At 72.2% G+C, this 26008-nt stretch carries 23 protein-coding genes; 14 read left to right on the forward strand and 9 right to left on the reverse strand.

Annotated features, from left to right (window positions below):
* Positions 1 to 62 precede the first annotated feature (62 nt).
* The 5 genes from ACZ4QV_RS00780 to ACZ4QV_RS00800 all read right to left on the reverse strand — a co-directional run bounded on the left by ACZ4QV_RS00780 (position 63) and on the right by ACZ4QV_RS00800 (position 6337).
* Positions 63 to 1217, reverse strand: a complete 1155-nt coding sequence (locus ACZ4QV_RS00780) for an ABC transporter ATP-binding protein (RefSeq protein ID WP_361147086.1) — start codon at positions 1215 to 1217, stop codon at positions 63 to 65.
* A gap of 17 nt (positions 1218 to 1234) precedes the next feature.
* Positions 1235 to 2296, reverse strand: a complete 1062-nt coding sequence (locus tag ACZ4QV_RS00785; RefSeq protein WP_467762440.1) for an ABC transporter ATP-binding protein — start codon at positions 2294 to 2296, stop codon at positions 1235 to 1237.
* Positions 2297 to 2306: 10 nt separating this feature from the next.
* Positions 2307 to 3284: an ABC transporter permease gene (locus ACZ4QV_RS00790; protein WP_361147080.1), complete on the reverse strand. Its 978-nt coding sequence runs from the start codon at positions 3282 to 3284 to the stop codon at positions 2307 to 2309.
* Between the two features lie 129 nt (positions 3285 to 3413).
* Positions 3414 to 5216, reverse strand: coding sequence for an ABC transporter substrate-binding protein (locus ACZ4QV_RS00795; protein WP_361147079.1), 1803 nt, complete (start codon positions 5214 to 5216; stop codon positions 3414 to 3416).
* Positions 5217 to 5305: 89 nt separating this feature from the next.
* Entirely contained in the window at positions 5306 to 6337 is a 1032-nt protein-coding gene (locus ACZ4QV_RS00800) for an ABC transporter permease (protein WP_361147076.1), read from the reverse strand.
* A 445-nt stretch (positions 6338 to 6782) separates the two neighbouring features.
* Here ACZ4QV_RS00800 and ACZ4QV_RS00805 point away from each other — a divergent pair, with 445 nt between their 5' ends.
* Positions 6783 to 7769, forward strand: coding sequence for a hypothetical protein (locus ACZ4QV_RS00805; RefSeq protein WP_467762441.1), 987 nt, complete (start codon positions 6783 to 6785; stop codon positions 7767 to 7769).
* A 16-nt stretch (positions 7770 to 7785) separates the two neighbouring features.
* On the opposite strand, the gene ACZ4QV_RS00810 is transcribed toward ACZ4QV_RS00805, so the two are convergent.
* A complete protein-coding gene (locus tag ACZ4QV_RS00810; RefSeq protein ID WP_361618319.1) occupies positions 7786 to 9969 on the reverse strand; it encodes a S9 family peptidase in 2184 nt (727 codons plus the stop codon).
* Between the two features lie 233 nt (positions 9970 to 10202).
* On the opposite strand from ACZ4QV_RS00810, the gene ACZ4QV_RS00815 reads away from it, so the two are divergent.
* The 5 genes from ACZ4QV_RS00815 to ACZ4QV_RS00835 all read left to right on the forward strand — a co-directional run bounded on the left by ACZ4QV_RS00815 (position 10203) and on the right by ACZ4QV_RS00835 (position 16374).
* Entirely contained in the window at positions 10203 to 10397 is a 195-nt protein-coding gene (locus ACZ4QV_RS00815; protein WP_030020272.1) for a hypothetical protein, read from the forward strand.
* 136 nt (positions 10398 to 10533) lie between these two features.
* Positions 10534 to 11472, forward strand: coding sequence for an N-acetyl-1-D-myo-inositol-2-amino-2-deoxy-alpha-D-glucopyranoside deacetylase (gene mshB, locus ACZ4QV_RS00820; protein WP_361586506.1), 939 nt, complete (start codon positions 10534 to 10536; stop codon positions 11470 to 11472).
* A complete protein-coding gene (locus ACZ4QV_RS00825) occupies positions 11469 to 12047 on the forward strand; it encodes a DUF6113 family protein (protein WP_361147065.1) in 579 nt (192 codons plus the stop codon). The genes mshB and ACZ4QV_RS00825 overlap by 4 nt, the downstream gene beginning before the upstream one ends.
* A gap of 164 nt (positions 12048 to 12211) precedes the next feature.
* Positions 12212 to 14467, forward strand: a complete 2256-nt coding sequence (locus tag ACZ4QV_RS00830; protein WP_467762442.1) for a hypothetical protein — start codon at positions 12212 to 12214, stop codon at positions 14465 to 14467.
* Between the two features lie 665 nt (positions 14468 to 15132).
* Positions 15133 to 16374 (forward strand): serine hydrolase domain-containing protein, encoded by a 1242-nt coding sequence (locus ACZ4QV_RS00835; protein WP_467762443.1) that lies wholly within the window; start codon positions 15133 to 15135, stop codon positions 16372 to 16374.
* Between the two features lie 77 nt (positions 16375 to 16451).
* Here the strand turns inward: ACZ4QV_RS00835 and ACZ4QV_RS00840 are convergent, their stop codons facing one another.
* Positions 16452 to 17297, reverse strand: coding sequence for an SDR family NAD(P)-dependent oxidoreductase (locus ACZ4QV_RS00840; protein WP_467762444.1), 846 nt, complete (start codon positions 17295 to 17297; stop codon positions 16452 to 16454).
* An 87-nt stretch (positions 17298 to 17384) separates the two neighbouring features.
* Here ACZ4QV_RS00840 and ACZ4QV_RS00845 point away from each other — a divergent pair, with 87 nt between their 5' ends.
* The 7 genes from ACZ4QV_RS00845 (at position 17385) to ACZ4QV_RS00875 (ending at position 23644) form a co-directional block, all read left to right on the forward strand.
* Positions 17385 to 18245, forward strand: a complete 861-nt coding sequence (locus ACZ4QV_RS00845; RefSeq protein WP_361147053.1) for a helix-turn-helix transcriptional regulator — start codon at positions 17385 to 17387, stop codon at positions 18243 to 18245.
* 146 nt (positions 18246 to 18391) lie between these two features.
* On the forward strand, positions 18392 to 19351 hold the full coding sequence (locus ACZ4QV_RS00850; protein ID WP_361147050.1) for an ABC transporter ATP-binding protein: 960 nt from the start codon (positions 18392 to 18394) through the stop codon (positions 19349 to 19351).
* A complete protein-coding gene (locus ACZ4QV_RS00855; RefSeq protein WP_361147047.1) occupies positions 19348 to 20085 on the forward strand; it encodes an ABC transporter permease in 738 nt (245 codons plus the stop codon). Before ACZ4QV_RS00850 ends, ACZ4QV_RS00855 begins: the two co-directional genes overlap by 4 nt.
* Entirely contained in the window at positions 20082 to 21326 is a 1245-nt protein-coding gene (locus ACZ4QV_RS00860; RefSeq protein WP_361147044.1) for a sensor histidine kinase, read from the forward strand. The genes ACZ4QV_RS00855 and ACZ4QV_RS00860 overlap by 4 nt, the downstream gene beginning before the upstream one ends.
* 113 nt (positions 21327 to 21439) lie before the next feature.
* Entirely contained in the window at positions 21440 to 21631 is a 192-nt protein-coding gene (locus tag ACZ4QV_RS00865; RefSeq protein WP_361147042.1) for a hypothetical protein, read from the forward strand.
* Positions 21632 to 21714: 83 nt separating this feature from the next.
* A complete protein-coding gene (locus ACZ4QV_RS00870) occupies positions 21715 to 22353 on the forward strand; it encodes a response regulator transcription factor (protein WP_361147039.1) in 639 nt (212 codons plus the stop codon).
* A gap of 106 nt (positions 22354 to 22459) precedes the next feature.
* Positions 22460 to 23644 carry a PP2C family protein-serine/threonine phosphatase gene (locus tag ACZ4QV_RS00875; RefSeq protein WP_467762445.1) on the forward strand — a complete coding sequence of 395 codons (1185 nt, stop codon included), beginning with the start codon at positions 22460 to 22462 and terminating at the stop codon, positions 23642 to 23644.
* Here ACZ4QV_RS00875 and ACZ4QV_RS00880 read toward each other — a convergent pair.
* Together ACZ4QV_RS00880 and ACZ4QV_RS00885 are read right to left on the reverse strand one after the other, a co-directional pair.
* Positions 23611 to 24465 carry a transglutaminase-like domain-containing protein gene (locus ACZ4QV_RS00880; protein WP_361147035.1) on the reverse strand — a complete coding sequence of 285 codons (855 nt, stop codon included), beginning with the start codon at positions 24463 to 24465 and terminating at the stop codon, positions 23611 to 23613. The two genes, ACZ4QV_RS00875 and ACZ4QV_RS00880, sit on opposite strands and share 34 nt — an antisense overlap.
* 17 nt (positions 24466 to 24482) lie before the next feature.
* Complete coding sequence (locus ACZ4QV_RS00885) at positions 24483 to 25493, reverse strand: GNAT family N-acetyltransferase (protein ID WP_361586487.1); 1011 nt, start codon at positions 25491 to 25493, stop codon at positions 24483 to 24485.
* A 139-nt stretch (positions 25494 to 25632) separates the two neighbouring features.
* On the opposite strand from ACZ4QV_RS00885, the gene fdxA reads away from it, so the two are divergent.
* The gene (gene fdxA, locus ACZ4QV_RS00890; RefSeq protein WP_003985062.1) at positions 25633 to 25953 is read left to right on the forward strand and encodes a ferredoxin; all 321 of its coding nucleotides are present in this window, start codon (positions 25633 to 25635) and stop codon (positions 25951 to 25953) included.
* Positions 25954 to 26008: the final 55 nt, after the last annotated feature.

Genomic DNA, 26008 nt, shown 5'->3' on the forward strand with positions numbered 1-26008 from the left:
CTCGGCACCTGCCCCGGACGGCTGATCCGACACCGGGGGACGCGGGCCGGCGCCCCGGCCGCTCAGGCCCCCTCGTCCCCCGCCTCCGGCCCGGGTACCGCGTCCTCGATCGCCGCCAGTGCCGGGTCCAGCACGATGTCCGCGTCCCGCGCCGCCGTCGTGGGCTCCTCCGGGAAGTGACACGCCGTCAGGTGTCCGCCGACGTTGCCGGTGATCTGCACCAGCGGCGGTTCCTCGGCGGCGCACTTGTCGCGCGCCTTCCAGCAGCGGGTACGGAACCGGCAGCCGGACGGCGGGTTGATCGGTGAGGGGACGTCGCCGGCCAGCCGGATGCGCTCGCGGTCCTCCGCTTCCTCCTGTGCGTCCAGCAGCCGGGCCTCGGGGACGGCGGAGAGCAGCGCGTGGGTGTACGGGTGGCGCGGCCGCTGGTAGATGGACTCCCGGTCGCCGACCTCGACGATCTTGCCGAGGTACATCACCGCGACGCGCTGGCTGAAGTGCCGTACGATCGCCAGGTCGTGCGCGATGAACAGGAACGCGATGTTCAGCTCCCGCTGCAACTCCTGGAGAAGGTTGACCACTTGGGCCTGGATGGAGACGTCCAGCGCGGAGACCGGCTCGTCCGCGACGATCAGCTTCGGCTCCAGGGCGAGGGCGCGGGCGACGCCGATGCGCTGGCGCTGGCCGCCGGAGAACTCGTGCGGGAAGCGGTTGTAGTGCTCCGGGTTCAGGCCGACGATCTCCAGGAGTTCGCGTACCCGCCGCTCCATGCCCCCCTCCGGGGCGATGCCGTTGATCTCCATCGGCCCGCCGATGATGGTGCCGACCGTCTGCCGCGGGTTCAGCGACGAGTACGGGTCCTGGAAGATCATCTGGATCTCGGAGCGGACCGGCGCCAGCTCCCTGCGCCCGGCGTGGGTGATGTCCCGGTCCCGGTACGTGATCGTTCCCGCGGTCGGCTCCAGCAGCCGGGTCAGCAGCCGCCCGGTGGTGGACTTGCCGCAACCCGACTCGCCGACCAGGCCGAACGTCTCGCCGCTGTGCACGGTCAGATCGATGCCGTCCACCGCCTGCACCGCGCCGACCCGCCGTTTGAACGGGAACCCGGCCATGATCGGAAAGTGCTTGGTCAGGCCCCGGGCGGTCAGCAGCACCTCGCCGGGTCCGGCGGCGGCCGGCCGGGGAGCGGGCACGATGACGTCTTCGGGTGCGCTCATGGTCGTCGCTTCGCTTCCTAGCCCAGCCGGGGCTTGATCTGCTCGGTGAACAGGGTGTGTTTCTGCTCGGGGCTCAGGTGGCAGGCCGCCGCCCGGCCGGGGGCCAGCGGCGGGCGTTCGTCCTGGCAGCGGGTGCCGCCGACCTCGGAGACGAAACCGCAGCGCGGGTGGAAGGGGCAGCCCGTCGGCGGGGAGAGCAGGCTCGGCGGGGTGCCGGGGATCGGTGTCAGCGGCTCCTCCACGCTCGCCGACAGCCGCGGCATCGAGCCCAGCAGCCCCCAGGTGTACGGGTGGTGCGGCTCGGTGAGGATCTCCTTGACGGTGCCGCGCTCGACGGCCCGCCCGGCGTACATCACCAGCAGTTCGTCGGCGGTGTTGGCGACCACGCCCAGGTCGTGGGTGATCAGGATGATCGCCGAGCCGAACTCCTGCTGGAGGTCCTTGAGCAGGTCCAGGATCTGCGCCTGCACGGTGACGTCCAGCGCGGTGGTCGGCTCGTCGGCGATCAGCAGCGACGGGTTGCACACCAGCGCCATGGCGATCATGGCGCGCTGCCGCATCCCGCCGGAGAACTGGTGCGGGTAGTCGTCCACCCGCAGCGTCGGCTGCGGGATGCCCACCTTCTCCAGCATCTCGACCGCGCGCTGCCGGCCCTCGCGCTTGCTCGCGCCGGTGTGCTTGACGAACGGCTCGGCGATCTGGCGGCCCACCGTGTAGTACGGCGACAGCGACGTCAGCGGGTCCTGGAAGATCATCGCCATCTTGTTGCCGCGCAGCTTCTCCAGGTCCCGCTCCCGGGCGCCGGTCAGCTCGTCGCCGTCCAGCAGGATCTCGCCGGTGATCGTCGTGTGGCTGGGGCTGTGCAGGCCCAGGATGGCGAGGTTGGTGACCGACTTGCCGGAGCCGGACTCGCCGACGATGCCGAGGGTACGGCCGCGCTCCAGGTCGAAGGAGAGGTCGTCGACCGCTTTGACGACGCCGTCCTCGGTGGCGAACCGCACGTACAGGTCGCGTACGGACAGGAACGGGTCCGAGGCGGCCGGGGCCGGCGCGCCCGCGGGCTGGGTGAGTGTGGACACGGGGCCTCTCCTAGGACAGCCGCACGCGCGGGTCGATGAACGCGTAGCAGGCGTCCACCACGATGTTGAACAGGATGATGAAGGTCGCGGCGAACAGCATCACGCCCATGGTCATGGGCAGGTCGGTGTTCTGCACCGACTTCACGGCGAGGGTCCCCAGGCCGGGCAGCGCGAAGGTGTATTCGGTGATCATCGCGCCGCCGAACAGCGACCCCAGGTCGATACCGAAAATGGTCACGATGGGAATGAGCGAGCCGCGCCAGGCGTAACGGAAGAAGACCGTACGGGACGCCATTCCCTTGGCCTTGGCGGTCCGTACGTGGTCCTCCTGCAACTGTTCGATCATCGACGAGCGGGCCATACGCGTGTACTGCGCGGTGAAGATGACGGACAGCACGCACCACGGAATGATCAGCCCCAGGAACCAGCCCAGCGGATCCTCGGTGATCGGCACGTATTTCGGCTGACCGAACCAGCCGAGGTTGTAGACCAGCAGCGCGAGCACGATCGGCCCGATGAAATAGATCTGCATCGAGGAGAGCACCAGCGAGGACGAGCTGAAGATTTTGTCGATGAGCCGGCCCTGTTTCCAGGCGGCGATCATTCCGGTTCCGACACCGACGCTCAGGAACACCGCGGCGGCCCCGATGGTCAGCGAGACGGTGGTGGGGAACCGGTCCACGATCGTGTCCCAGACAGGGTCGCCGTTGGCGAAGGAATAGCCGAAGCAGGGGGCGGGGCAGTGCCCCACGGCGAAATCCCGTCCGGTGACGATGCCGGACATGAACAGCCAGTACTGGACCGGTACGGGTTTGTCGAGCCCGAGATTCTTGTGGATCACTGCGATGGCGTCAGGCGTGCAGTTCTTTCCGCAGGCCAGCAGCGCGGGATCCCGGGGGGCGGCGAAGAAGAGGAAGAACGTGAACGCGCTGATGATCAGCAGGATCACGATCGCGCCGAGGGACCGGCGGAAGAGAAAACGCAGCATGGCGGTCGCAGCTCTCTTGGGCAGCCAGAGGGTCGGGAGTGCGCCGGGCCGGTGTGCCCGCCCGGGACGGCGGGCACACCGGACGCGGGCGGCGCACGGCGCGCGGGCGGCGCCGGGGCGCCGGCCCCGCTACTTCTTCACGAACATCTTGGTCGGGTCGACGGAGCTGATGATGTCGTTGTTGACCACCCCGCCGACCTTGGAGCCGTGCAGCTGGATCTGCTTGTAGTAGAAGGTCGGCAGCTGCGGCAGGTCCTCCTTGAGGATCTTCTCGCCGAGCGCGAACCAGTCGTGCGCGGCCTGCTTCTGGTCGGTCATCTGGGAGATCCGGTCGATCTCCTTGTTGACGGCCGGGTTGTTGTAGTGCGAGTAGTTCGGCGCGTTGTCCTGGATCTGGCGGCCGTCGTAGACCGGCGGGATGACGGTCAGCGAGCTGGGCCAGTCGGCGCCCCACGCGGACGGGTAGATGTCGAACTGGTTGTCGACCTTGCCGATGATGTCGTAGTACGTGTCCGAGGGCAGGTCCTTGTTCTGCACGTTGAAGCCGGCCTTGCGCAGGTTGTCGGCGATCGCGACCGAGTACTTCTGCGGCTCGGGCGCGTTGGTGTAGGCGAAGGTCAGTTTCATGCCGACCTTGCCGGCCTCCTTGAGCAACTGCTTGGCCTTCTCCACGTCGCCCATCGGCTTCTTGAGCTTGCCGTACGGGTCGATGTCCTTGTGCCCGGTCAGCGTCGGGCTGATGTAGCTGCCCGCCAGCTCGCCGCCGCCCGGCGTGCCGAACGCGTCCAGCACCGCCTGGATCGGGATCGCGTGGGCGATGGCCTCACGGACCTTCTTGTCCTTCAGGCGCTTCATGTTGAAGTTGATGACGCCGACGTAGGGCTGGTAGCCGCTGGTGGAGCGCTTCTTGATGTCCGGGGTGGAGGCCACCTGCTGGAGGCTGGCCGCGTCGACCTGGTTGTTGAAGCTGACGGCCGTCTGGTTGTCGGCGCTGTCGGACATCAGCCGCTGGGTGGAGTCGGGGTAGGAGACGCCGAACTGGATGTCGAACTTGTCCACGTACTGGTGCCGGGTGATGTCCGTGTCCGGGTCCCAGTTGGGGTTCTTGACCAGGGACATGCCCTTGCCGGACTTGAACGATCCCGGCGCGATCTTGTACGGCCCGGAGGAGACCGGGGCCTTGTCGTACCGCTCCTTGGTGTCGCCCTGCTCCGGTACGACGGCGTAACCGGCCATCGCCAGCGCGTACGGGAGGTCGCCCACCGGCTTCTTGAAGTGGAAGCGGATGGTGCTCTCGTCCGGGGTCTCCAGCACGCTGTCGGGCAGGTGCTTGCCGCCGTACGGGCCGCCCGGCAGCAGCTTGCGGTACTCGTTGCCCTCCGCGTCGGCCAGCCAGCGCTGGACGTACGTCGGGCCGTTGGAGATGAAGTTGGCGAAGGTCCGCTCGAAGGTGTGCCGGATGTCCTTGGACGTGATCGGCCGGCCGTTCTCGAACTTCACGCCCTTCTTCAGGGTGTACGTCCAGGTCCGGCCGCCGTCGGTGGACTTGCCGCTGTCCGTCGCCAGGTCGCCGACGACCGTGTACTTCCCCTTGTTGTCCAGGTGGTAGGAGGTCAGCCGGCGGAAGATCAGCGTGGAGAGGGTGCCCTCGTCACTGACGTAGATCTGCGCCGGGTCCAGGTGGTCGTAGGTGTCGCGCTGGTAGACCTTGATCGTGCCGCCGGGGGTCGCGCCGGGCACCGGCTCGGCCGGCCCGGTGGACGCCTTGGCGTCGCCGAAGGCGATCTGGGCGCGCTGGCCCTCGGCCTTCTTGCGTCCCTGGTCGTCCTCCGCCCCCTGACCGGCGCCGCTGCTGCAGGCGGTCAGGACCAGGGCCCCCGCGGACAGCGCCACGACCGTGGCGCGCGCTCTGTGCGTACGGGCTGTGTTCATGGTGGTGGATGCACCTGCCTGTCGTAGTTCCGTGGCCGCTGCCTGACGTGTGCGGTGCTGGGGTGGCAGCACCCCCCGTGGAACACGGTTCACCGGGCGCGCTTCGGGTCGAAGGCATCCCGGACGGAATCCCCGAGGAGGTTGAACGCGACGATGAAGAGCACCATCGCGATGCCGGGGAAGAACAAGTACGTGATGTCGTTGCGGTAGTAGTCCGCCGCGTTGGCGAACATCCGGCCCCAGTCCGGGGTGGGTTCGACGAGCCCGACGCCGAGGAAGGACAGGCCCGCGATCGAGGTGACGAAGTTGGGGAGCATGTAGGTCGTCTGCACCAGGATCGGCGTCATCACGTTCGGCAGCAGCTCACGCCGGATGATCCGGGCCGGGGAGGCGCCGCTGACCTTGGCGGCGTCGATGAACTCGCGCTCGCGCAGCGACAGGACGGTGCCGCGCAGCAGCCGGGCCAGGCTCATCCAGCCCAGGAACCACAGCACCAGGATGAGAATGAGACAGCGCATCCAGGTCGCCATCGCGTCCTCGGGGGCCACGAAGATCGCGCCGACCACGGGGACGAACGCGACGAAGAAGAGCTGGTTGGGAAAGGCCATCAGCAGGTCGATGACGCGGCCGATGAAGTAGTCGACCCGGCCGCCGAAGTATCCGGCGGCGACTCCCATGACGATTGCCGTGAGCACCGAAACGAGAGTGATGGCGACTGAGAGGTAAAGAGTGGTGCGGATGCCGTAGACGAGTTGCATGAACACGTCACGCCCGAGGGTCGGTTCGATTCCGAACCAGAATTCAGAAGAGATGCCTCCGTTCGGCTGCGCCGGATATCCGTTCACCAGCAGGCCCGGAGTGATCTGTCCGTACCGGGTGTACGGATCCTTGCCGTACAGCGCGGAGATCAGCGGGGCGAGCAGACCGATCAAGAAGAACGCCAGTACGACGCAGCCACTGATCACTCCGGTCCGGTCGCGCTTGAACCTGATCCACATCAATTGGCCGGGGGAACGGCCGACCAGTTCCCCACCCTTGCGGTCCTTGACTTTCCGCAGCCCTTCGGGTCCGAGTCCGGAGGGATCGGTCTGCGTTACCGCGGTCTGGGACGGACTGGTCATCGCGAAGTTCCCCCGCACCGAGTTCACTTGCAACAGGAAGCGGAGCTGATTCGCACCGCTGGTTGAGCGGACTTTGGCAAGTGATTTATGGCCCAGTCAAGAGGACGGTGAACGCTCGGTGGGGCGGTGTCCTCTTCTTGAGCGAAGATTGCGCAGATTGACGCCATGGCGTGCTTGACAGCGGTACGCGGCGTACGGCATGGGCGACATATCCTGCTCAACGTCCGTAACGCCGGGGCAACTTGACTGTCGTCACGCCGATATACGGACGCGCCATACTCGACAGCGTACGGCCGTGCGGGTGCCGTGAACCGGCCGGGGTGGTCCTGCGATCACCCCGGCCGGCGGCGGCGCGCCCGCCGTCCGCCGTCTGCTGCCGCGCGGTTGTCCCGGTGCGGTGGGTGGAGTAGACCTGTCCGTGCGGGGGCAGGGGGTGGGCCACGACATGGGGCGGAGAAGGGCTCGCGCGCGCGGTGTCGGAGGGTTCGGCGCGCTGTTGTGCCTGCTGCTCGCGCTGTTGAGCGCCGGATGGATCACTCGCGACCTCTTCGTGGCGCAACGCCCCTCGGACCTCTGGTGGGTGTGGGCGGCTGTGCCGACGCGGCCGGACGGCGCGCGGGTGTGGGCGACCACGCTGCTGGACCCGGTGTCGGGGCTCGGCTGCCTCCTCGCGGCGGTGGCGGTGCTGCGCCGCTCGCCGTCCGCCCCGTGCGCGCTGGGCGCGGTGGCCGGGGTGACGTTGCTGTTCCGGGCGCCGCCGCTGTGGAACCTCGGCGCGGAAGGGCTTCCCGGGGCGGGGGCCGGGGCCAGGGAGTGGGCGCTGATCACGGCCGGTGTCGCCCTTGTGGTGAGTGGCCTGCTGCTGATCGCCGCCTCGGCCGGACGGAGCGGCGCGGACCGCCGGGAGAGTCGCCTGCGCCGCGCACCCGCGGTGGTGGCCTTGATGCTGCTGGCCTGCTCCGGCCTGATACTGGCGGCCTGGCAGGTCTACTCGCTAAGGGAGTTGGGGTGGAGCGCGTACTGGGGCAGTGTCGTCGGTGACACGTACCGCGCGCTCTTGCAGCCTCCGGTCAACTGGACCCTGCTGTCTCTGGCGCTGCTGTCCCTGGTGTCCGCCGTCGGGGCGGCCCGGCGCTCGGCGTCCTTACGGCCACTGGGCCTGCTGACCGCGTCACTCCTGGTGGCGCACGGTGCCGCGGTGCTGGCCGCCGAGCAGCGCGCGGGACTGATCGGACACTTCCGTGCCCTGGCCCCACGCACGCAACTCGACGTCGGCACCGCCGCGTTCACCGTACTGGCCGGTCTTGTGGTGCTGCTGGCGCTGGCCCGCCCGGCGGCCGGGGCGGCCGCAACGCGCGGGACCGTGGGCGGGCGGCTGCCGCCGGGGTACGCGCCGCCGCCCCCGCCCTCGGACCTTCCGCCGAACTGGTGAAGGAGAGCCGGACGGCTCAGTCCGTCCCCAGCGAGCGCTTCAGGAAGTCGACTTGCAACAGCAGGAGATTTTCGGCCACCTGCTCCTGCGGTGTCATGTGGGTGACGCCCGACAGTGGCAGCACCTCGTGCGGCCGGCCCGCCGCGAGCAACGCGGAGGAGAGCCGCAGGGTGTGCGCCACCACCACGTTGTCGTCCGCCAGCCCGTGCACGATCATCATCGGCCGGTGCGGCTCCACGGCGCCCACCAGGCCGTCGTCGTCGACCAGGGAGTTCTCGGCGTAGAGCGCCGGGTCCTCGTCCGGGTGCCCCAGGTACCGCTCCGTGTAGTGGGTGTCGTACAGCCGCTGGTCGGTGACCGGGGCGCCCACGACGGCGGCGTGGAAGACGTCGGGGCGGCGCAGCGCCGCCAGCCCGGCCAGATAGCCGCCGAAGGACCAGCCCCGGATCGCGACCCGGTCCAGGTCCAGCGGAAAGCGGTCGGCGAGCCCGTGCAGCGCGTCGACCTGGTCCTGGAGGACCACCGCCGCCAGGTCCCGGTGGATGGCCTTCTCCCACTCGGGGGAGCGGCCCGGGGTGCCCCGCCCGTCCGCGACGACCACCGCGAAGCCCTGATCGGCGAACCACTGCGACGTCAGGTAGGCGTTGTGCGCGGCCACCACCCGCTGCCCGTGCGGCCCGCCGTACGGGTCCATGAGGACCGGCAGCGGCCCGTCCTCCGCCCGGTAGCCGGTCGGCAGCAGCACCGCGCAGGGGATCTGCCGCTCGCCGGACAGGACGAAGCGCGGGCTGGTGGCGAGCACCGGCACCTCGGCGTACGAGCCGACCGCGGCCAGCCAGGTCTCGCCGCCGTCCGCCTCCAGGCGCACCACCTCCGTCTGCGCTCCCGGCCGGTCCGGACAGGCGTGCGAGAGGACCGTAACCGCCCCGCCGCGCACCGCGGAGGACACCGACGGGTACGGTCGCTTGCCGACCCGCTCCCAGCCGCCCTGGTCGCCGCTGCCGCGGTACCAGGCGCGGTAGACGCCGATGTCGTGCAGCTCCTCGCCGCTCGCCGTGAACAGCACGTCGTCCTCGCCGATGTCCAGCACGGCCCGTACGTGCAGCGGCGCCGCCGTCAGGGCCCGGTCGCCGACGAACAGCCGGCGGGCCCCGCCCTCGTCCGCGACGCGCACCAGGCGCCCGTCCGGCGTCCAGGCGGGCGACCCGGCGGTCAGCTCCACCCACCGGGGGTCCTCGTCGGCGTGCGCGGTGCTGGTCGCGCCGGTCTTGAGATCGACCGTCAGGTAGCGCTGGGCGCGCTGGTCACGGCTCTGTACGAGGAGGAGGGGCGGGCCCGCCGCCGACCAGTGCACGCGCGTCAGGTACGGGTACCGCTCGTGGTCCCAGGTGACGTCCGTGCGCGAGCCGTCCAGACCGAGCAGGGCCAGGCCCACGGAGGCGTTGGGGGTGCCGGCCGCCGGATAGGCGACCCGGTCCGGTTCGCGGTCCGGGTGCGCCGGGTCGGCGATCCACCAGCGGCGTACGGGCGCGTCGTCGACACGTGCGGCCAGCACCCGGTCGCTGTCCGGTGACCACCAGAAGCCGCGGTAGCGGCCCATCTCCTCGGCCGCCAGGAACTCCGCGAGGCCCCAGGTGACGTCCGGGCCGTCCGGCTCGGCGAGGGAACGGTCGCCGGGCACGCCGTCGCCGCCGGGCACGCTGTCGCCGTCGCCGGGCGCGGCGTCGGCCGGGACGACCCGCAGGCGGCCCTGGGACACGTACGCGATGTGCCGCCCGTCGGGCGACGGGCGGGGGTCCACCACCGGGCCCGGAACGGGAAGTTCACGGGCGGTGCCGGCGCGCAGTTCGGCGGTGAACAGGCGGCCCGAGAGGGTGAAGGCGGCCAGTTCCACCGCGGCGTCCACGGCGTAGCCCACCACACCGGACGATCCTTCGCGCGTACGTTCCCGGCGCGCCCGCTCCTCGGGCGACAGCTCCTCGTCCGCGCCGGCGAGCAGCGCCGCCGGGTCGGCGGCGGCGTACTCCCGTCCCTCGTCAAGATCCAGTACCCACAGCAGATTCGCTCGATCGGTGCCCGTACGGGAGCGGAGGAACGTGACGCGTGAGCCGTCCGGCGCCACCGCGAAGCCGCGCGGCGCGCCCAGGGAGAAGCGCTGGGTACGGGCGTGTTGCCGAGGAAAAGAGAGCTGTCCGGTCATGCGGAGGAGCCTACGACGCCGCGCCCCGGCCGTGCCCGCTTCCGCGATGATCGCGTGCGCCCCCGTTCTGCTCCCGTGCACCGACATATGCGCGAGCGTGGAAAGTTATGATCCCCTCCGCGGAGTGGGTATGGGAGTGGAGCGTGACATCCCCGTGCCCGCGGGGCCGTCACCCGTCGGCCCCGCGTCGTCCCAACGCTGTCCGGACCGTGCGTACTTGGAGGTGAGCCGCCGTGGCACTGACGATTTCGGCGGTGGTGCTGCTGGCGATCATCGTCTTCCTGCTCGTCAAGAAGTCCGGGCTGAAGACGGGACATGCGCTGGTGTGCATGCTGCTCGGCTTCTATCTGGCCAGTTCCTCGATCGGCCCGACCATCAAGCAATTGACGACGAACGTCGCCGGGATGCTCGGCGGCATCAAGTTCTAGGCCCCTGCCCGCGCGGTGCCGCGCGGGCGCCGGAGCCCGTGCGCGGAAGCGGCGGCTCCGGCCTCGGACCGGGGGTGGGCCGGGCGGGCCGGATCGGGATGCGGGGTCCCGGCCGCCCGGCTCGTACGCTGTCTCCATGACCGACCTTCCCGCCCGCCGGCTGCTGCTCGTGCACGCGCATCCCGACGACGAGTCCATCAACAATGGCGCCACGATGGCCAAGTACGCGGGCGAAGGAGCCCTGGTCACGCTCGTGACCTGCACCCGCGGCGAAGAGGGCGAGGTCATCCCGCCGGACCTGGCCCACCTCGCGCCGGACCGGGACGACGCCCTGGGCCCGTACCGCGTCGACGAGCTGGCCGCCGCCATGGAGGCGCTCGGCGTCACCGACCACCGCTTCCTGGGCGGCGCCGGCCGCTACCGCGACTCCGGGATGATGGGCGCCCCGCAGAACGACCGGCCGGGCGCCTTCTGGCGGGCCGACCTGGACGAGGCCGCCGGTCACCTGGTCGCCGTCGTCCGCGAGGTACGGCCGCAGGTGCTGGTCACCTACGACGACAACGGCGGATACGGTCACCCGGACCACATCCAGGCGCACCGCGTCGCCATGCGCGCCGCGGACCTCGCCGCCGACCCGGACTTCCGCCCCGAGCTGGGGGCGCCGCACCGGATCGGCAAGATCTACTGGAACCGTAATCCGCGCCCGGTGGTCGAGGAGGGCTTCGCGCGGCTGCGCGCGGCGGGCCCGTCCTTCCCCGGCGTCGGCGCGGCGGAGGACGTGCCGGGGATCGTGGACGAGACCGTGGTGACCGCCGCGGTCTCCGGAGGTGAGCGGTACGGGGCCGCGAAGGCGGCGGCGATGCGGGCGCACGCCACGCAGATCGCCGTCGAGGGCCCCTTCTTCGCGCTCTCCAACGGCCTGGGGCAACCCCTGCTCGAAACCGAGTACTACCAGCTCGTACGGGGCAGATCCGGCGCCGCGGCAGGGGAGCGCGAGGACGATCTCTTCGCGGGTGTGGCGGACGGCACGGGGAACGGGGAGCGCGCCGAGGACGAGAAGGAGCAGGCGGTATGAGCGGCGGGAAGAAGCGCACCAGGGCCACGTCGGGCGGCAAGGGGCCGAAGGCGGGCGCGTCGGCGGTCCCCAAGGGTGGCAAGGGCGCGGCGGCCAAGGGCGGTGCCGGTGGCGGCGCCGGTACGGGTGCCGGGTCCGGTGCCGGGGCGGGCGCGGGCGCGGGAAGCGCGCGGGGCGCGGCGGCCGGAACCGGGCTCGCCGCGCCGCTGAGCCTTGGCCGGGTGGCCGCGTACGTCCTGCTGTTCGTCCTCGGCGCGGTCGTGGCGGCCGCGGGCGGGCTCGTCCAGGCGGCGTGGTTCCCCGGTGGGCTGCTGCTGGCGCTGGCGGCGGCCGGCGGCCTCTTCTACGGGGGGCAGGTGGCGCTCGGCCGTACGGGTGGTGTGCTGGCGTCGGGCGCGGGTTGGCTGCTGGCCGTGATCCTGCTCAGCGACGCCCGCCCCGAAGGGGACTTCCTCTTCGGCGCCGGCCTGGGCACGTACGTCTTCCTCGTCGGCGGCATCGTGCTCGCTGTGATCTGTGCCACCGGATCGCAGATGCGGGCCAACGGTGCGCAAGCGGCCCGACTTGGCAAGTAAGTACCGGCCCCAGTGATCATTTTCAGGACCGCACGGCGGTCCGGGAGCGGGGCGTTGTCCTGCTCCCGGGGTGACCGCCGACAGCGGCCAGTATGGTGGTGCGCGCCGCCGAGCCGCCCAAGCACCGTACTGACGAGCGGCGGAGCCAACCGGGAGAACCTGCTTTGAGTCGTGAATCTGACAGTTCGTCCTCCGGCGCCCCGGGGCGCGGCGGTGCCGCGTACCCGTCGGGGACACCGCCGTACGGAACGCCTCGGTCCGAGGCGGACGACGCGGTGGCGGCCGACGCCGCGGCCAAGCCGGAGGAGCCGAAGACCGAGACCACGCTGACCACGCGGATCAAGATCAATATTCCGGGGTCCCGCCCCATCCCGCCGGTCGTCGTGCGCAAGCCCGTCGGTGAGGAGCCGGGGGCGGGCGGATCGGCCGGTACCGGCCCGTCCCCCTTGTCCAGCACCTCCGGTACGTCCGGTACGTCCGGAGCGCTCGGCCAGAGGGCGTCCGACGGAGGGGCCGGCGGGTCCGAGCGCACGGGCAGCACCCGCAGGCCGGACGCGCCGGGGGCCGACGGCGCCAAGAGCGCTCCGGCCGAGAAGACCAGCGACTGGTTCTCGCCCCGCAAGCCGACGGCGGCCTCCACCGGTACCCCGGCGCCCGCCTCGTCGCCCGCGCCGGGCCCGCAGGCTCCCGCCGCGCCGCAGGACCGCGCCGACGACGCGCAGCAGCGCCCGGACCTGCCGTACTTCTCCGACGCGCCCGCGTCGGGCAGCGGCTCGCCGTTCGACGAGGCCCCGTCGCCGTTCGACTCGCCGTCCAGCCCGTTCGACGGGCCTGCGCAGAGCGGGGCGAATCCGTTCGACACGCTCGGCGGCACCGGCACCGGTCTTGGCGCTGGCAGTGGTGTCGGCACCGGCGTCGGCGGGGGCTTCGGCCAGGGGGCCGACCGCGGCGGTCTGACCGGTCCGAGTGGCCCCGGTGGTCCGAGTGGCCCGACGACCGGTCCGGCCACGGGTGACTCGGCCTTCGACCTGCCCACCGGGTTCCACACGCCGGGTACCCCGGGCGCTCCGGGCACGCCGGGTGCGGACGGTGGTCCCGGTATGACCGACGACACCGCGGTGCTCACCCCGCAGCCCCCCGCCCCGCCGGGCGGACCCGGCAGCGGGACCGGCGTCACGGGCGGGGTACCGGCCGGGGGCCAGGGGACGGGCGTCCACGGCGGTACGTCCGGCGGCAAGGGTCGCAAGGGCGGCAACGCCGGCAACGCCGGCGACTTCCCCGGCGGCGCGCCCACCGGCGCCGGCCGTCCCGGCGGCGACCAGATCTCCAGCGACACCCTGGTCGGCGGCATCCCGACGGTCCCCGCCGACGCCGCTCCGGCGCCCTTCCCGCCCGGACCGGGCGCGGGCCAGGACACCCCGGCCCCGCCGCGCGCCAAGATCCCCGAGCCGATAAACCCGAAGAAGAAGGGCCGCAACAAGGTCGTCCTGCTGGGCGTCGCGGTCGTCGTGCTGGCCGGTGTCGCGTACGGCGCGGGGCTGCTGCTCGACCACGCGGACGTGCCCAACGGCACCACCGCGCTGGGCGTGGACATCGGCGGCGCCACGAAGGAAGAGGCCGTCAAGAAGCTCGACGCGGCCGTCCAGAAGACCCGCAACGAGCCGCTGAAGCTGACCGTGGACGGCAAGGAGCAGACGCTCGTGCCGGCCAAGGCCGGGCTGAACATCGACACCCAGGCCACGGTCCGGGACGCCTCCGGCCGCGACTACAACCCGGTCTCCGTCATCAGCTCGCTGTTCGGCGGCACACGCACCGCCGAGCCCGCGATGATCACCGACGACGAGAAGCTGGACGTCGCGCTCAAGGCGGTGGCCGGCCCGGCGGGCGCCGCCAAGGACGGCAGCATCACCTTCGAGAACGGCAAGGCCGTCCCGCACTACGGCACGCCCTACAAGGCCGTCGACGTCAAGGCGTCCAAGAGCAAGATCGAAAAGGCGTACCTGGACCGGGCCGCCACCGGCAAGAACACCCCGGTGGTGCTGGCCGCCGTCGAGCAGCAGCCGAAGGCGGGCAAGGCGGAGGTCGACCGGGCCCTGCGGGAGATGGCCGAACCGGCCGTCTCCGGGTGGGTGTACCTGTCGGCGGGCGGCGTCGAGGTGCCGTTCAGTCAGCGCTCCATCGGCGAACTGCTCACCTTCACCGCCGCTCCCGACGGCAAGCTCCAGCCGGTCATAGACCTGGCCAAGCTGGAGGAGAAGTACGGCCACGCCTTCGACAACGTGTCGATCGACGGTGGCGCCGGCAAGGTCAAGATGACCCCGCAGCACGCCGCCGCGGCGATGACGCAGGCTCTCAGGAAGCCGGCACCGCCCGCGCCGCAGAAGCGTGTCGCCAAGGTCGAGGGAGCCACGACGAGCTGACCCACCGTCACACCGGGCCCGGCTGAGTCGAGCCGGGCCCGGTGCGCCGCTCCGCCCCGGAGCGTCGAGTCGGTGTCGGTGCGTCGGGACGGGCCCATTACGTCGAGTCGGTGCCGGTACGTCGGGTCGGTGCCGGTACGTCGGGTCGGGCCTGTTGCGTCGCTCCGCCCTCGGTACGTCGATCCGGTGCCGGTACGTCGTGCCGAGCCCGTTGCGTCGATACGGTCCCGTTACGTCGAATCGGACCTGTTGCGTCGCTCCGCCCTCGGAGCGTCGAGCCGGTCCCGGTGCGACGAGTCGGGCCCGGAGCGTCGAGCCGGGCCCGGAGCGTCGAGTCGGGCCCGGTACGACGCTCCACCTCCGGTGCGTCGAGTCGGGCCAGTTACGTCGTCCCACCCCCGACGTGACGCTCCGCCCCCGTATCGTCGCTCCGCTCCCGTCACGGCGCTTCACCCCCGCACCGTCGCTTCACCCCCGTACCGTCGTACGGAACCGTCTCGACGTCGCCCCACCCGCCGGGCCGGGCCTCCTTGCGGCTATCAGGGCGTCGTGGCGCTGCTGTGCCGTGGCGGTCGGAACCCGCCCGTTGCAATCCCCAAAGGCAAGAGCGCGGACCTTACTTTCGTCGGTACTGTGCGGCCGCGGCGCGCCATAGCGTCCCGGGCATGATCTCCGTAACCGACCGCCGGACCCGCACCGCCGGGTCCGCCCCCGCGCGCAGCGCCTCCCACCGTTCCCACCGTCCGGCCGCCACCCGCGCCACGGCACTGGCCCTGGCCGTGACGGCCGTCCTCGCCACCGGTCCGGCCGCCGAGGCCGCAACTCCCCAGCACGGGACCGGCCGCCACCAGGCGATCCGACAAGCGCTGCGGGACGTGGTGGAGAAGGGTGGCCTTCCCGGGGTCGTCGCCGAAATTCGGGACGGGCGGGGCCGGTGGTCCGGCTCGGCCGGGTACGCGGACACGTCCACGCACCGCGAACGGACCCGCGCCGACCACTTCCGTGCCGCCAGCATCACCAAGGTCTTCCTCGCCACCGTCCTCCTCCAACTGGCGGAAGAGGGCGTGCTCGACCTGGACGACAGCGTCGAGAAGTGGCTGCCCGGACTCGTGCGCGGCAACGGCAACGACGGCCGCGCCGTCCGGCTGCGCCAGTTGCTGAACCACACCAGCGGCCTCGCCAACTACTCCGAGGACGCCGAGTTCGCCCGCCGCTCCTCCGGTCCCGCGTTCCCCGGACACCGCTACGACACCTACCGTCCCACCGACCTGGTGGCTCTCGCCCTGAAACGGCCCCCGCACAGCGCTCCGGGCAAGGCGGCCCGGTACAGCAACACCAACTACCTCCTCGTCGGCATGATCATCGAGAAGGCGACGGGCCGCTCCTACGCCCATGAGACGGAGCGGCGCATCCTGGCCCCGCTGCGGCTGCGCGAGACCTCGTTCCCCGGCCTGGACCCCCGGATGCCGCTGCCGCACCCCACCGCCTACTCGCGGCTGCGGCAGAAGCAACCCGACGCGCCGGTCGTGGACGCCACCGAGCAGAACATGTCGTGGCTCGGTGCGGCAGGCGACATGATCTCCACCACCGGTGACCTGAACACCTTCTTCCGGGCCCTGACCAAGGGGCAACTGCTCGGCCCCGCGGCGACCCGCGCGATGTTCACCACCGTGCCCGCGGAGGTCGCAGGCTACCGCTACGGGCTCGGCATCGAGTCCGTCACCCTCTCCTGCGGGGTGACGGTGGTGGGCAAGACGGGCCGCGCCAACGGCTCCGTGTCCGGGGTCGTCGGCACCCGGGACGGCGGCCACCAGTTGACGTTCAACATCAACGGCGACTGGACGGGCGACGCGGCCACGTACGTGGGGGTCGTGGAAGCCGAGTTCTGCGGCGCGCGCAAGGGCTGAACGCGCCGCGCCGCGCCGGCGCCCACACCCACATCCGTGCCGGCGCCCGTGCCGGCGCCCGCACCCGCACCCGTCGCTCAGGCGCACATACCGCCGTCGACCCGCAGAACCGTTCCGGTCACGTACGAGGCGCGGTCGCTGAGCAGCCAGGCCGCGGCCTGGGCGATCTCTTCCGGGTCGGCGGCGCGGCCCAGCGGGGTGCGGGCGTTGAGCTGCTCGATGGTGCCGGGGGACCGCTCGTCCCACGCGTGCAGCATCTCGGTGAGCGTGGTGCCGGGCGCGACGGCGTTGACGCGGATGCCCTCAGGGCCGTACGTGACGGCCGCCGACTCGGTGAGACTGTTGACCGCCCGCTTCGCCGCGCCGTAGACCGGCAGTTGAGGGTTGCCCGCAAGGCTGCCGACGCTGGAGGTGTTGACGATCGCCCCGCGACCCGCGGTGGCGCGGATGGCGGCGACCTCGGCGGTCATCGCCAGCCACGGCCCCTTGAAGTTGACGGCGCTCACGAGGTCGAATCCGGCTTCCGGCAGCTCGTCCAGCGGGCCGGGCGGCTGCCCCGTGGCCCCGTTGTTGAAGGCCACGTCGAGCCGTCCGTACAACTGCACGGCCCGGTCGACGGCGGCGCGGACGCTCGCCGCGTCGGCCAGGTCGCACACCACGTGGTCCGCGGTCCCGCCGACCGCCCCGATCTCTTCGGCCACCGCCTTGAGCTGGGCTTCCGTGCGTGCCGCGAGAAGCACCTGGGCCCCCTCCCGGGCGAACAGCCGTGCCGCGGCGGCGCCGATGCCGCGGCCGGCTCCGGTGATGAAGGCGACCTTGCCGCTGAGCAGGCCCGCGGGCGCGGTGGACGGGGCCTGTGCAGTCGGCGAGGTCGGCGTGATCGGCGGGGTCGGTGTGGTCGGTGTGGTCGACAGGTCGTTCATGCCGACGAGCCTGTGCCCGGCCGCCCGGCCCAGCCAGGCACCGGCTGTACCTGGCTGGGCCGCCCGGCGTCCGCGCACACTGGGGAGGTGGACCGACGCGTACGACGAGAACTGGGCGACTTCCTGCGCAGCAGGCGCGAGCGCATCACCCCCGCCGACGTGGGGCTGCCCGCCGGAGCGCGCCGCCGCACCCCGGGACTGCGCCGCGAGGAGGTGGCGCAGTCGGCGTTCATCTCGACCGAGTACTACACGCGGCTGGAGCAGGCCCGCGGCCCGCAGCCGTCCCGTGAGGTGCTGGCCCAGCTTGCCCGCGCGCTGCGCCTGTCGGATGCCGAGCGCGACCATCTCCACCACCTCGCCGGCGCCCCGCCCGGGCCCCCTCCGGGCCCGTCCCGCGAGGTACGGCAGAGCATCGTCGACCTGCTGCGGCGGCTGCCGGAGGCCGCGGCGCTCGTCGTCTCGGCGACGTACGAGGTCATCGCCTGGAACGAGCCGGCCGCCGCGCTGATGGAGGACTTCTCCGCCCTCTCACGCCGGGACCGCAACCTCGTCCGGCGCGCCTTCCTGGGGCCGCACCCGCACGGCCGACGGTTGTACGGCGTCTCCGACGCGGACGCGTTCGCCCGGACCGCGGCGCGGCAACTGCGCGCCACCGCGGCCCGCTACCCCGACGACCCGGAGGTGACCGGCCTGGTCGAGGAGCTGCTGGCCGGCAGCGAGGAGTTCGCCCGGCTCTGGGCCGCCCACGACGTGGCCGCCCGGCCCACCCTCTGCAAGACCTTCGAGCACCCCCTGGTCGGCCCCGTCAGCGTCGACTGCGACGTCCTGGACATCGCCGACCGGGACCAGCGCGTCTTCCTCTACACCGCCGCGCCCGGCTCGCCGTCGGCGGAGGCACTGCGGCTGCTGTCGGTCGTCGGCACACAGCGCATGAGCGTGCCCGGCTGACCCCGCCACGGCCGTTTCCGGGGCGGCCGGAGCCGTTTCCGGGGCCGCCGGGCCGGATCCAGGGACACCACCCATGACATCTGTCATCCCGTACTTGCGACAGGCGACACTGCCGCAGGCCCCCGCCTCACTGTGAGGCTGGAACCATGACGAGCACAGCCACCACCACAGACCGGGCCGCCGGGCGACGGGCGGGCCCGGCGCCCGTGGTCAGCTTCCGGGGAGTCAGCAAGAACTACGGCGCCGTACGGGCGGTGGCCGACCTGGACCTGGAGCTGCACCCGGGCGAGACCGTCGCCCTCCTCGGCCCCAACGGCGCCGGCAAGTCCTCCGCCCTCGACCTGCTCCTGGGCCTGCGCACCGCCGACGCCGGCACCGTGTCGCTCTTCGGCACCAGCCCGCAGCGCGCCATCGAGCAGGGCAAGGTCGGGGCCATGCTCCAGAGTGGCGGCCTGATGACCGGCGTGAAGGTCCGTGAGCTGGTCAAGCTCGCCAGTGACCTGCACCCGGGCGGCCACCCGGTCGAGCAGATCATGGACGCCGCCGGCATCACCGAGATCGCCGACCGGATGGTCGACAAGCTCTCCGGCGGCCAGGAGCAGCGGGTGCGCTTCGCGCTCGCCACGGCCGGCGCCAACGACCTGATCGTGCTGGACGAGCCGACCACCGGTATGGACGTCTCCTCCCGGCAGACGTTCTGGGGCACCATGCGGGCGCAGGCCCGGCAGGGCCGTACGGTGCTGTTCGCCACCCACTACCTCGAAGAGGCGGACGAGATCGCGGACCGCGTGATCGTGCTGCACCGCGGCCGGGTGCTGGCCGACGGCACCGCCGCCGAGATCAAGGCACGGGCCGGCGCCCGCCGCATCACCTTCGACCTGGACGGGCCGGTCGACCGCGAGGCGCTGCGCCGCCTGCCGTACCTGACCTCCCTGGAGGTGTCCGGGCGTACCGTGCGCATGCAGTCCGGGGACGCCGACGCGACGGTGCACGCCGCGTACGGCCTCGGTCTGTACCCGCGCAACCTGGAAGTGGCCGGACTCGGCCTGGAGCAGGCGTTCATCGCCATCACCGACGCAGCGACCGCCGAGGAGGCGGCACGATGACCACCCTGATCAAGCTGGAGATCGTCCGCTCCCTGCGGAACAAGAAGTTCATGTTCTTCTCGGTGATCTACCCGCCGGTGCTCTACCTGATCATCGCGGGCGGCGCCGGCAGCAAACCGATCCCGGGCATGACCCTGGACATGCCGCTGTACTTCATGGTCGCCATGGCGGCGTTCGGCGCGATGACCGCCGTCCTGATCGGCAACAGCGAGGCGATCGCCAAGGAGCGCGAGAAGGGCTGGGTACGGCAGCTACGGCTGACCGCGCTGCCCGGACGGGGCTACGTCGCCGCGAAGATGGGCGCCTCCGCGACGGTCAGCTTGCCGTCCATCGTGCTCGTCATGCTCGTCGCCGCGACGGTCAAGGGCGTCCGCCTGGAAGCCTGGCAGTGGATCGCCATCCTCGTCGCCACCTGGCTCGGCAGCTTCGTCTTCGCCGCGCTCGGCGTCGCCATCGGCTACCTGGCCAGCGGCGACGCGGTCCGCCCGATCGCGATGATGATCTACTTCGTGCTGGCGTTCCTCGGCGGGCTGTGGATGCCGCTGACGATCCTGCCGGAATGGGTGCAGAACATCGCCGAGTGGCTGCCGACCCACGCGTACGCCGCGCTCGGCACGGCCATCGAGGGCGGCCACGCCCCGGACGCCAAGGACCTGGCCATCCTCGTCGGCTACCTGCTCGTCTTCGCGGGCGGCGCGGGCTGGCTCTACCGGAAGGACACGCGTACGGCATGAGGACGGCGGAGACCGAGCCCAACCCGGTGCTGATCGGATCGGCACCCCGCACCCGTCGGCAGGCGCTGGTGAAGAGCGCCTGGGTCGTCATCTGGTTCCTGTACCTGGCGGGGCCGATCGGGGACCTGGCCGACGGCGGGATGTCCCCGGCGCACGAGCTGCTGGGCTGCGCCGGTCTCCTGACGTTCGTCGCCGTCTACTTCGTCGTGCTCTTCCGCCACATGGCCCACCGGCCCGTGAAGAACCCGCTGGTCCGGTCCGCCGTGGCCGTCATCGCCGCGCTCGCCGTCCTGCTGTCCTCGGTCCTCGGGCCGAACTGGCTGGTGCTCTTCACCTTCGTGGGCGTCGCGGTGGCCGTCACCCAGCCCTTCGGCGTCTCGCGATGGGCCATTCCCGCGCTGACCGCCACTCTCGTACTGGTCGGCCTGCGCTACGAGGACATCCACGCCTACCTCTTCGCGTACGCCCTGCCCTGCCTGCTCAGCGGCTTCGCGATGGTCGGCGTGCAGTATCTGATCCGTACGACGAAAGAACTGCGCGAGGCGCGGGAGGAGGTCGCGCGGCTGGCCGCCAACGAGGAGCGGCTGCGGCTCGCCCGCGACCTGCACGACCTCCTCGGCCACTCGCTCTCCCTGATCACGCTCAAGAGCGAACTGGCCGGCCGGATGCTGCCCGGCGAGCCGGCCGGCGCGGCCCAGCAGGTCGCCGACATCGAACGGGTCAGCCGCCAGGCACTGGTGGACGTACGCGAGGCCGTCACCGGCTACCGGCGCCCCCGCCTGACCGTCGAACTGGCCGGGGCACGCGCCGCGCTGCGCACCGCGGCGATCACGGCGGACATCGACCCGGCGGTGGAACAGGAGCACCGGGGCCTCGCGGAGGACGGGGAGGGCGCGCTGGCCTGGGCGCTGCGGGAAGCCGTCACCAACGTCGTACGGCACAGTGGTGCGGGCCGCTGCGAGGTGCTGCTCACCGAGGAGTGGGAGGCCGACGAACGGCGGTACCTGTGCCTGTCCGTCGTGGACGACGGCACCGGACCGCCGCGCGGCGGGAGCCACGACGGGAACGGCCTGAGCGGGCTGCGGGAACGTCTGGCGCTGACCGACGGCCGCCTGGAGACGGGTGCGGCGCCGGGCGGCCGCGGCTTCGCCCTGCGCGCGTACGTGCCGCTCGGCGGCCCGCCGGTGCCCGGCGCCGTCGCCCGGCCCGCGGAGCAGAGCCCGTCGGGGCGTGAGGCGTAGGGCCGTGCGCCCCGGTGGCTCCGGCGCGCGGGCGCGCGCTCCCGCTCCGCCCGTTGGAGTGGCCCGGCGCGGGAACCGGCGCAGCGGCCCTCCGGGTTGTGCAGGCTGGCGCCATGCCACCCATCGACCCGCGGGCCGTCGTCGGCCCCCTCGCCCCGCCCGGCTGTCCGGCCTGCCGCGACCGGCGCCGCCTGTGGAAGGACACCAGCGACTCGGGCCGGGCACCGGAGACCTGGCACTGGTGGTGCTCCGGCTGCCGCCAGACCTTCGAGCCGACGTCGCAGCACAAGCGCTTCTACATGTGAGCCCTGCGCCCCGCCCGCACCGGCCGCCCGCGCTGCCGTCGCCCGCCGACCTGCGCCTTCCCTGGCCTGGCTAGGGTGGCCGCATGACTGACCCGCACGGCGAGCAGCCCGTGAAGAAAGTGCGCCTCCTCCTCGCCGAGGACCAGTCCATGGTCCGGGAAGCGCTGGCCGCGCTGCTGGGGCTGGAACCCGACATGGAGGTCGTGGCCCAGGCCGCGCGGGGTGACGAGGTGATCGGCGCGGTGCGGGAACAGTCCGTGGACGTGGCGCTGCTCGACATCGAGATGCCCGGCCTCAGCGGCCTGGACGCCGCCGCGCTGCTGCGCGCCGAGTTCCCGGCGCTGAAGGTCGTCATCCTCACCACCTTCGGACGGCCCGGCTACCTCCGCCGCGCCATGGAGTCCGGCGCCGACGCGTTCCTGGTCAAGGACGCCCCGGCCGCGCAGCTGGCGGACGCCGTACGGCGGGTGCTCCGCGGTGACCAGGTCATCGACCCCGCGCTCGCCGCCGCCGCGCTGTCCGAGGGGGCGAGCCCCCTCACCGACCGGGAGTGCGACGTGCTGCGCGCGGCGGCGGACGGCTCCACCAACGCGGAGATCGCCGCCGCCCTGCACCTCTCGCACGGCACGGTGCGCAACTACCTGTCCACCGCCATCCAGAAGACGGGCGCCCGCAACCGCGCCGAAGCCGTCCGCACGGCAGGCGCCAAGGGCTGGCTGTAACCCCGCCCGGTGCCGGTCCGCGCTGTAAGCAGTCTCACCCCCGCAACCGCCTCACCAGGACTTTCGACCCTGTGCGAGGCGGAACGGCGCCAGCACGCTGGAATGTGTGACGACTTTCCAGCGATCCCCGGCGCGTGACCGCGGTGTGGCGGTGCCGCTGATCGTCGCGACCCTGGCCATCACGCTGGCGGACGCGGGGACCGGCCCGCAACTGCACTTCGCCCTGTTCATGGGCATCGCGCCGCTGATCGCCGCACTGCGCTGCGGCTACCGGTGGACGGCCGCGGTGGCCGCCGTGTACGTGCTGTGCCAGGTGTTCATCCAGGTGCGGCTGGTGCCGGACTGGTCGGTGGCCAGCAAGGTCGTCGGGGTCTTCGGGGCGCTGCTGGTCGCGGTGTTCGCGCTGGTGCTGTGCCGTACCCGGCTGGAGCGGGAGGCGCTGTACGCCCGTACGAGCATGGTCGCCGACGCCGTGCAGCGGGAGATGCTGCGCGAACTGCCGCTGACCGCCGGACCGCTGGAGGCGTACGGGTTCTATGTCTCCGCCCAGGAAGGGGCCCGGGTCGGCGGGGACATCTACGAAGCCGTGGAGACGCCGCACGGACTGCGGCTGATGATCGGCGACGTCCAGGGCAAGGGGATGCCCGCGATCGGCGCCGGGCACGAGGTGCTGGCCTCCTTCCGGGAGGCGGCGTACCACACGGACAGCCTCGAAGCCGTCGCCGAGCGGATGGAGCAGGCACTGGCCCGCTACAACGCCCGTTCCGCCGAGCGCGGCGGCCAGGAGCGGTTCGTCACCGCCCTGCTGCTGGAAGTACGCGGCGAGGACGGTACGAAGGTGCTGTCCTGCGGCCACATCCCGTACTACCTCGTACGGGACGGCCAGGTCACCGAACGCAACGACGGCGAAGGCGGTCTGCCCCTGGGGCTCGGCCGGCTCACCGACGAGCCGCGGCAGAGCGTGGCCGTCGAACCGGTGGCGGACGACTGGATCGTGCTGTGCACCGACGGCGTGACCGAGGCCCGCGGCGCGGACGGCGCGTTCTACCCGCTGGCCGACCGGCTGGCCCGCTGGACGCACCTGGAGCCGGACGAGCTGGCGCGCACGCTCCGCGCCGACCTGGAGCGGTTCACCGGCGGTGAGCTGAAGGACGACGCGACCGTACTGATCGTGCGCCGCGGCCCGCACACCGCCGGACAGCAGCCCGCCGCCGAGCGGACAGGGCAGACAGAGCGGACAGGGCAGGCCACGGCGGATCAGTTGAGCATGGCGCGGGCCGCGGCCGCCTGACGCCGTACCGCAGCGGCGGTGGCCGGGTCGATCTCCTCCACCACCTTCGCGTACTCCTCCAGCCCGGCCGCGCCGCCCAGGAAATCTCCGCGCTGCACGAGCAGTTGCGCGTGGTCGTGACGCAGCCGCGCCGGGTGGCTGGGCAGCAGCAGGGACAGCTCGACCGCCCACAGCTGCACGTCACTGCGCTCCGGCCGGGCCGCCGCCCACGCCCGGATGTTGTTCAGGACGCGCAGCACGATCTCCAGCGGGCCGGCCGGAGCGAGCATCTGCTCGGTCAGCGGCGCGCCGGTCGCGCCCGCGACCAGCACCCCCGCGTCCTCGTCGGTCAGCAGCCGCCCGCCGTCGAAGGGGTCGGCGAGGACGTGCGTGCCGTGCGGGTCGCCGAAACCGACGACGAAGTGGCCCGGCAGCGCCACCCCGTACACCGGAGCGCCCGCCCGGCGCGCGACCTCGATCCACACCACCGACAGCAGGATCGGCAGACCCCGCCGACGCCGCAGCACCTCGTGCAGCAGCGACGACTCCAGCCGCCGGTAGTCGGTGGGCGTGCCGCGGAACCCGAGGCGCGCGCCGAGCAGTTCGGCGACGTTGCGGGCCCAGGGGCGCGGGCCGCCGGTGGGGGCGTACGGCAGGCACCCGGCCAGCGCGTCCAGTTCGATCTGCGCCGCGTCCAGGGCCGCCTCGTCCAGCGCGGGATCCGCCTCCGCCGCGATCAGCAGGCACAGCCGGGCGAGGTCCGGCCGTTCGTCGCGCGCGGCCTCGGCGAACTGCCGGCGCCGCTCTGCGGACGTGTCGTCCCCGTCCGGGTCCGGGTGCATACGAGGTTCGTACCCGTTCAGCTCGGGCCTCCCTGGGAGGCGCGCCAGTGGTGGTAGTGGTGGTGGGTGACGAAGCCCAGCCCGTCGTACAGCGCGCGGGCACGGTCGTTGTCCGTCTCCACCTGGAGGTACGCGGCCGAGGCGCCCTCGTCCAGGGCTTTGCGGGCGAGCGCCGCCATCACGGCCGAGGCCAGGCCGCGCCGCCGGTGCTCCGGGCCGACCTCGACCGCCGCGAACCCGGCCCAGCGCCCGTCCACCACGCACCGTCCGATCGCGGCCAGGCCGCCCGCGTCGTCCGGAACGCCCGCGAACCACACGGACGGGCCGCCCCGCAGCACCTTGAGCACCTCGGGCCCCGGCACCCCGGACCGCCGGTAGCGGCGCAGCCAGGCCGGTCCGGCCTCCCGGGTGAGCGCCACCCGGGACACGTCCGCGTCCAGGTCGCCGACGGGGGCCAGCGCGGCGGTACGCAGCTCCGCCGTCACCTCGCGCGTCCAGCCGCGCCGGTCCAGCGCGGCCGCCAGGTCTTCCCCGGCGCCCTGGGCGCCCGTACTGACCTGTATGTACGCGGGCAGTGAGCGTTCCGCGTACCAGGTGCGGACCCGGTCCAGCGCGGCGTCCAGCGGCAGCCCCGGGTCGCCCGACGCCGCCACCGAGTTGGCCCGCCGGGTGAACCCGGCACTGGCCCGCAACTGCCACTCGCCCAGCCACGCGCTCTCCACCGGCGGCCAGCCGCGGGCGGCCACCCGGTCCAGTTCCGGTGTGCTCGTCGCGGGGGAGCGGCGGCGGGCCGGCGCCGCCGGAACCGTCTTCCCGGCGACCAGAGTGGTCTCGGGGATCCGGACGGTCTCTCCGTTCCGTCGTGTGATGCTCAGCACACCGCCGTCCCAGGATGTGAGAACACCGACCGTGTCGGTGAACCTGGCGGCCCCCTCCCCGGCCCCGCTCAAGCGCCGGACAGATACCCTTTTGCCCACGTCAGCACGGGTGATGTGGACCTCCAGCCGTCCGCCGGTAGTGAATTCCACGGCTCTACCCGCCCCTCTTGTTCGTCTCGTGCCCGGGAACGGAGATACTAGGTGCGGGCATCGACGACGCCGCGCTCCCGCGCGCCCCGCGGCGGAACTGCCAATCGGTCCGCCAGCCCTACCGAGGAGGAACGACAGCGTGACCTACGTCATCGCGCAGCCTTGTGTCGACGTCAAGGACAAGGCATGCATCGAGGAGTGCCCCGTCGACTGCATCTACGAGGGCTCCCGGTCCTTGTACATCCACCCGGACGAATGCGTCGACTGCGGCGCCTGCGAGCCGGTCTGCCCGGTCGAGGCGATCTTCTACGAGGACGACACCCCGGAGGAGTGGAAGGACTACTACAAGGCGAACGTCGAGTTCTTCGACGAGCTCGGTTCGCCCGGTGGTGCCAGCAAGCTGGGCCTGATCGAGCGCGACCACCCCTTCATCGCAGCGCTGCCGCCGCAGAACGGCTGAGCGGCCGCATGGCGCCGCCCCGGTCCCGTACGGCCGGCCTCCCCGTCACCTGAGA

It is taken from the genome of Streptomyces sp. NPDC026394 (assembly GCF_055567735.1).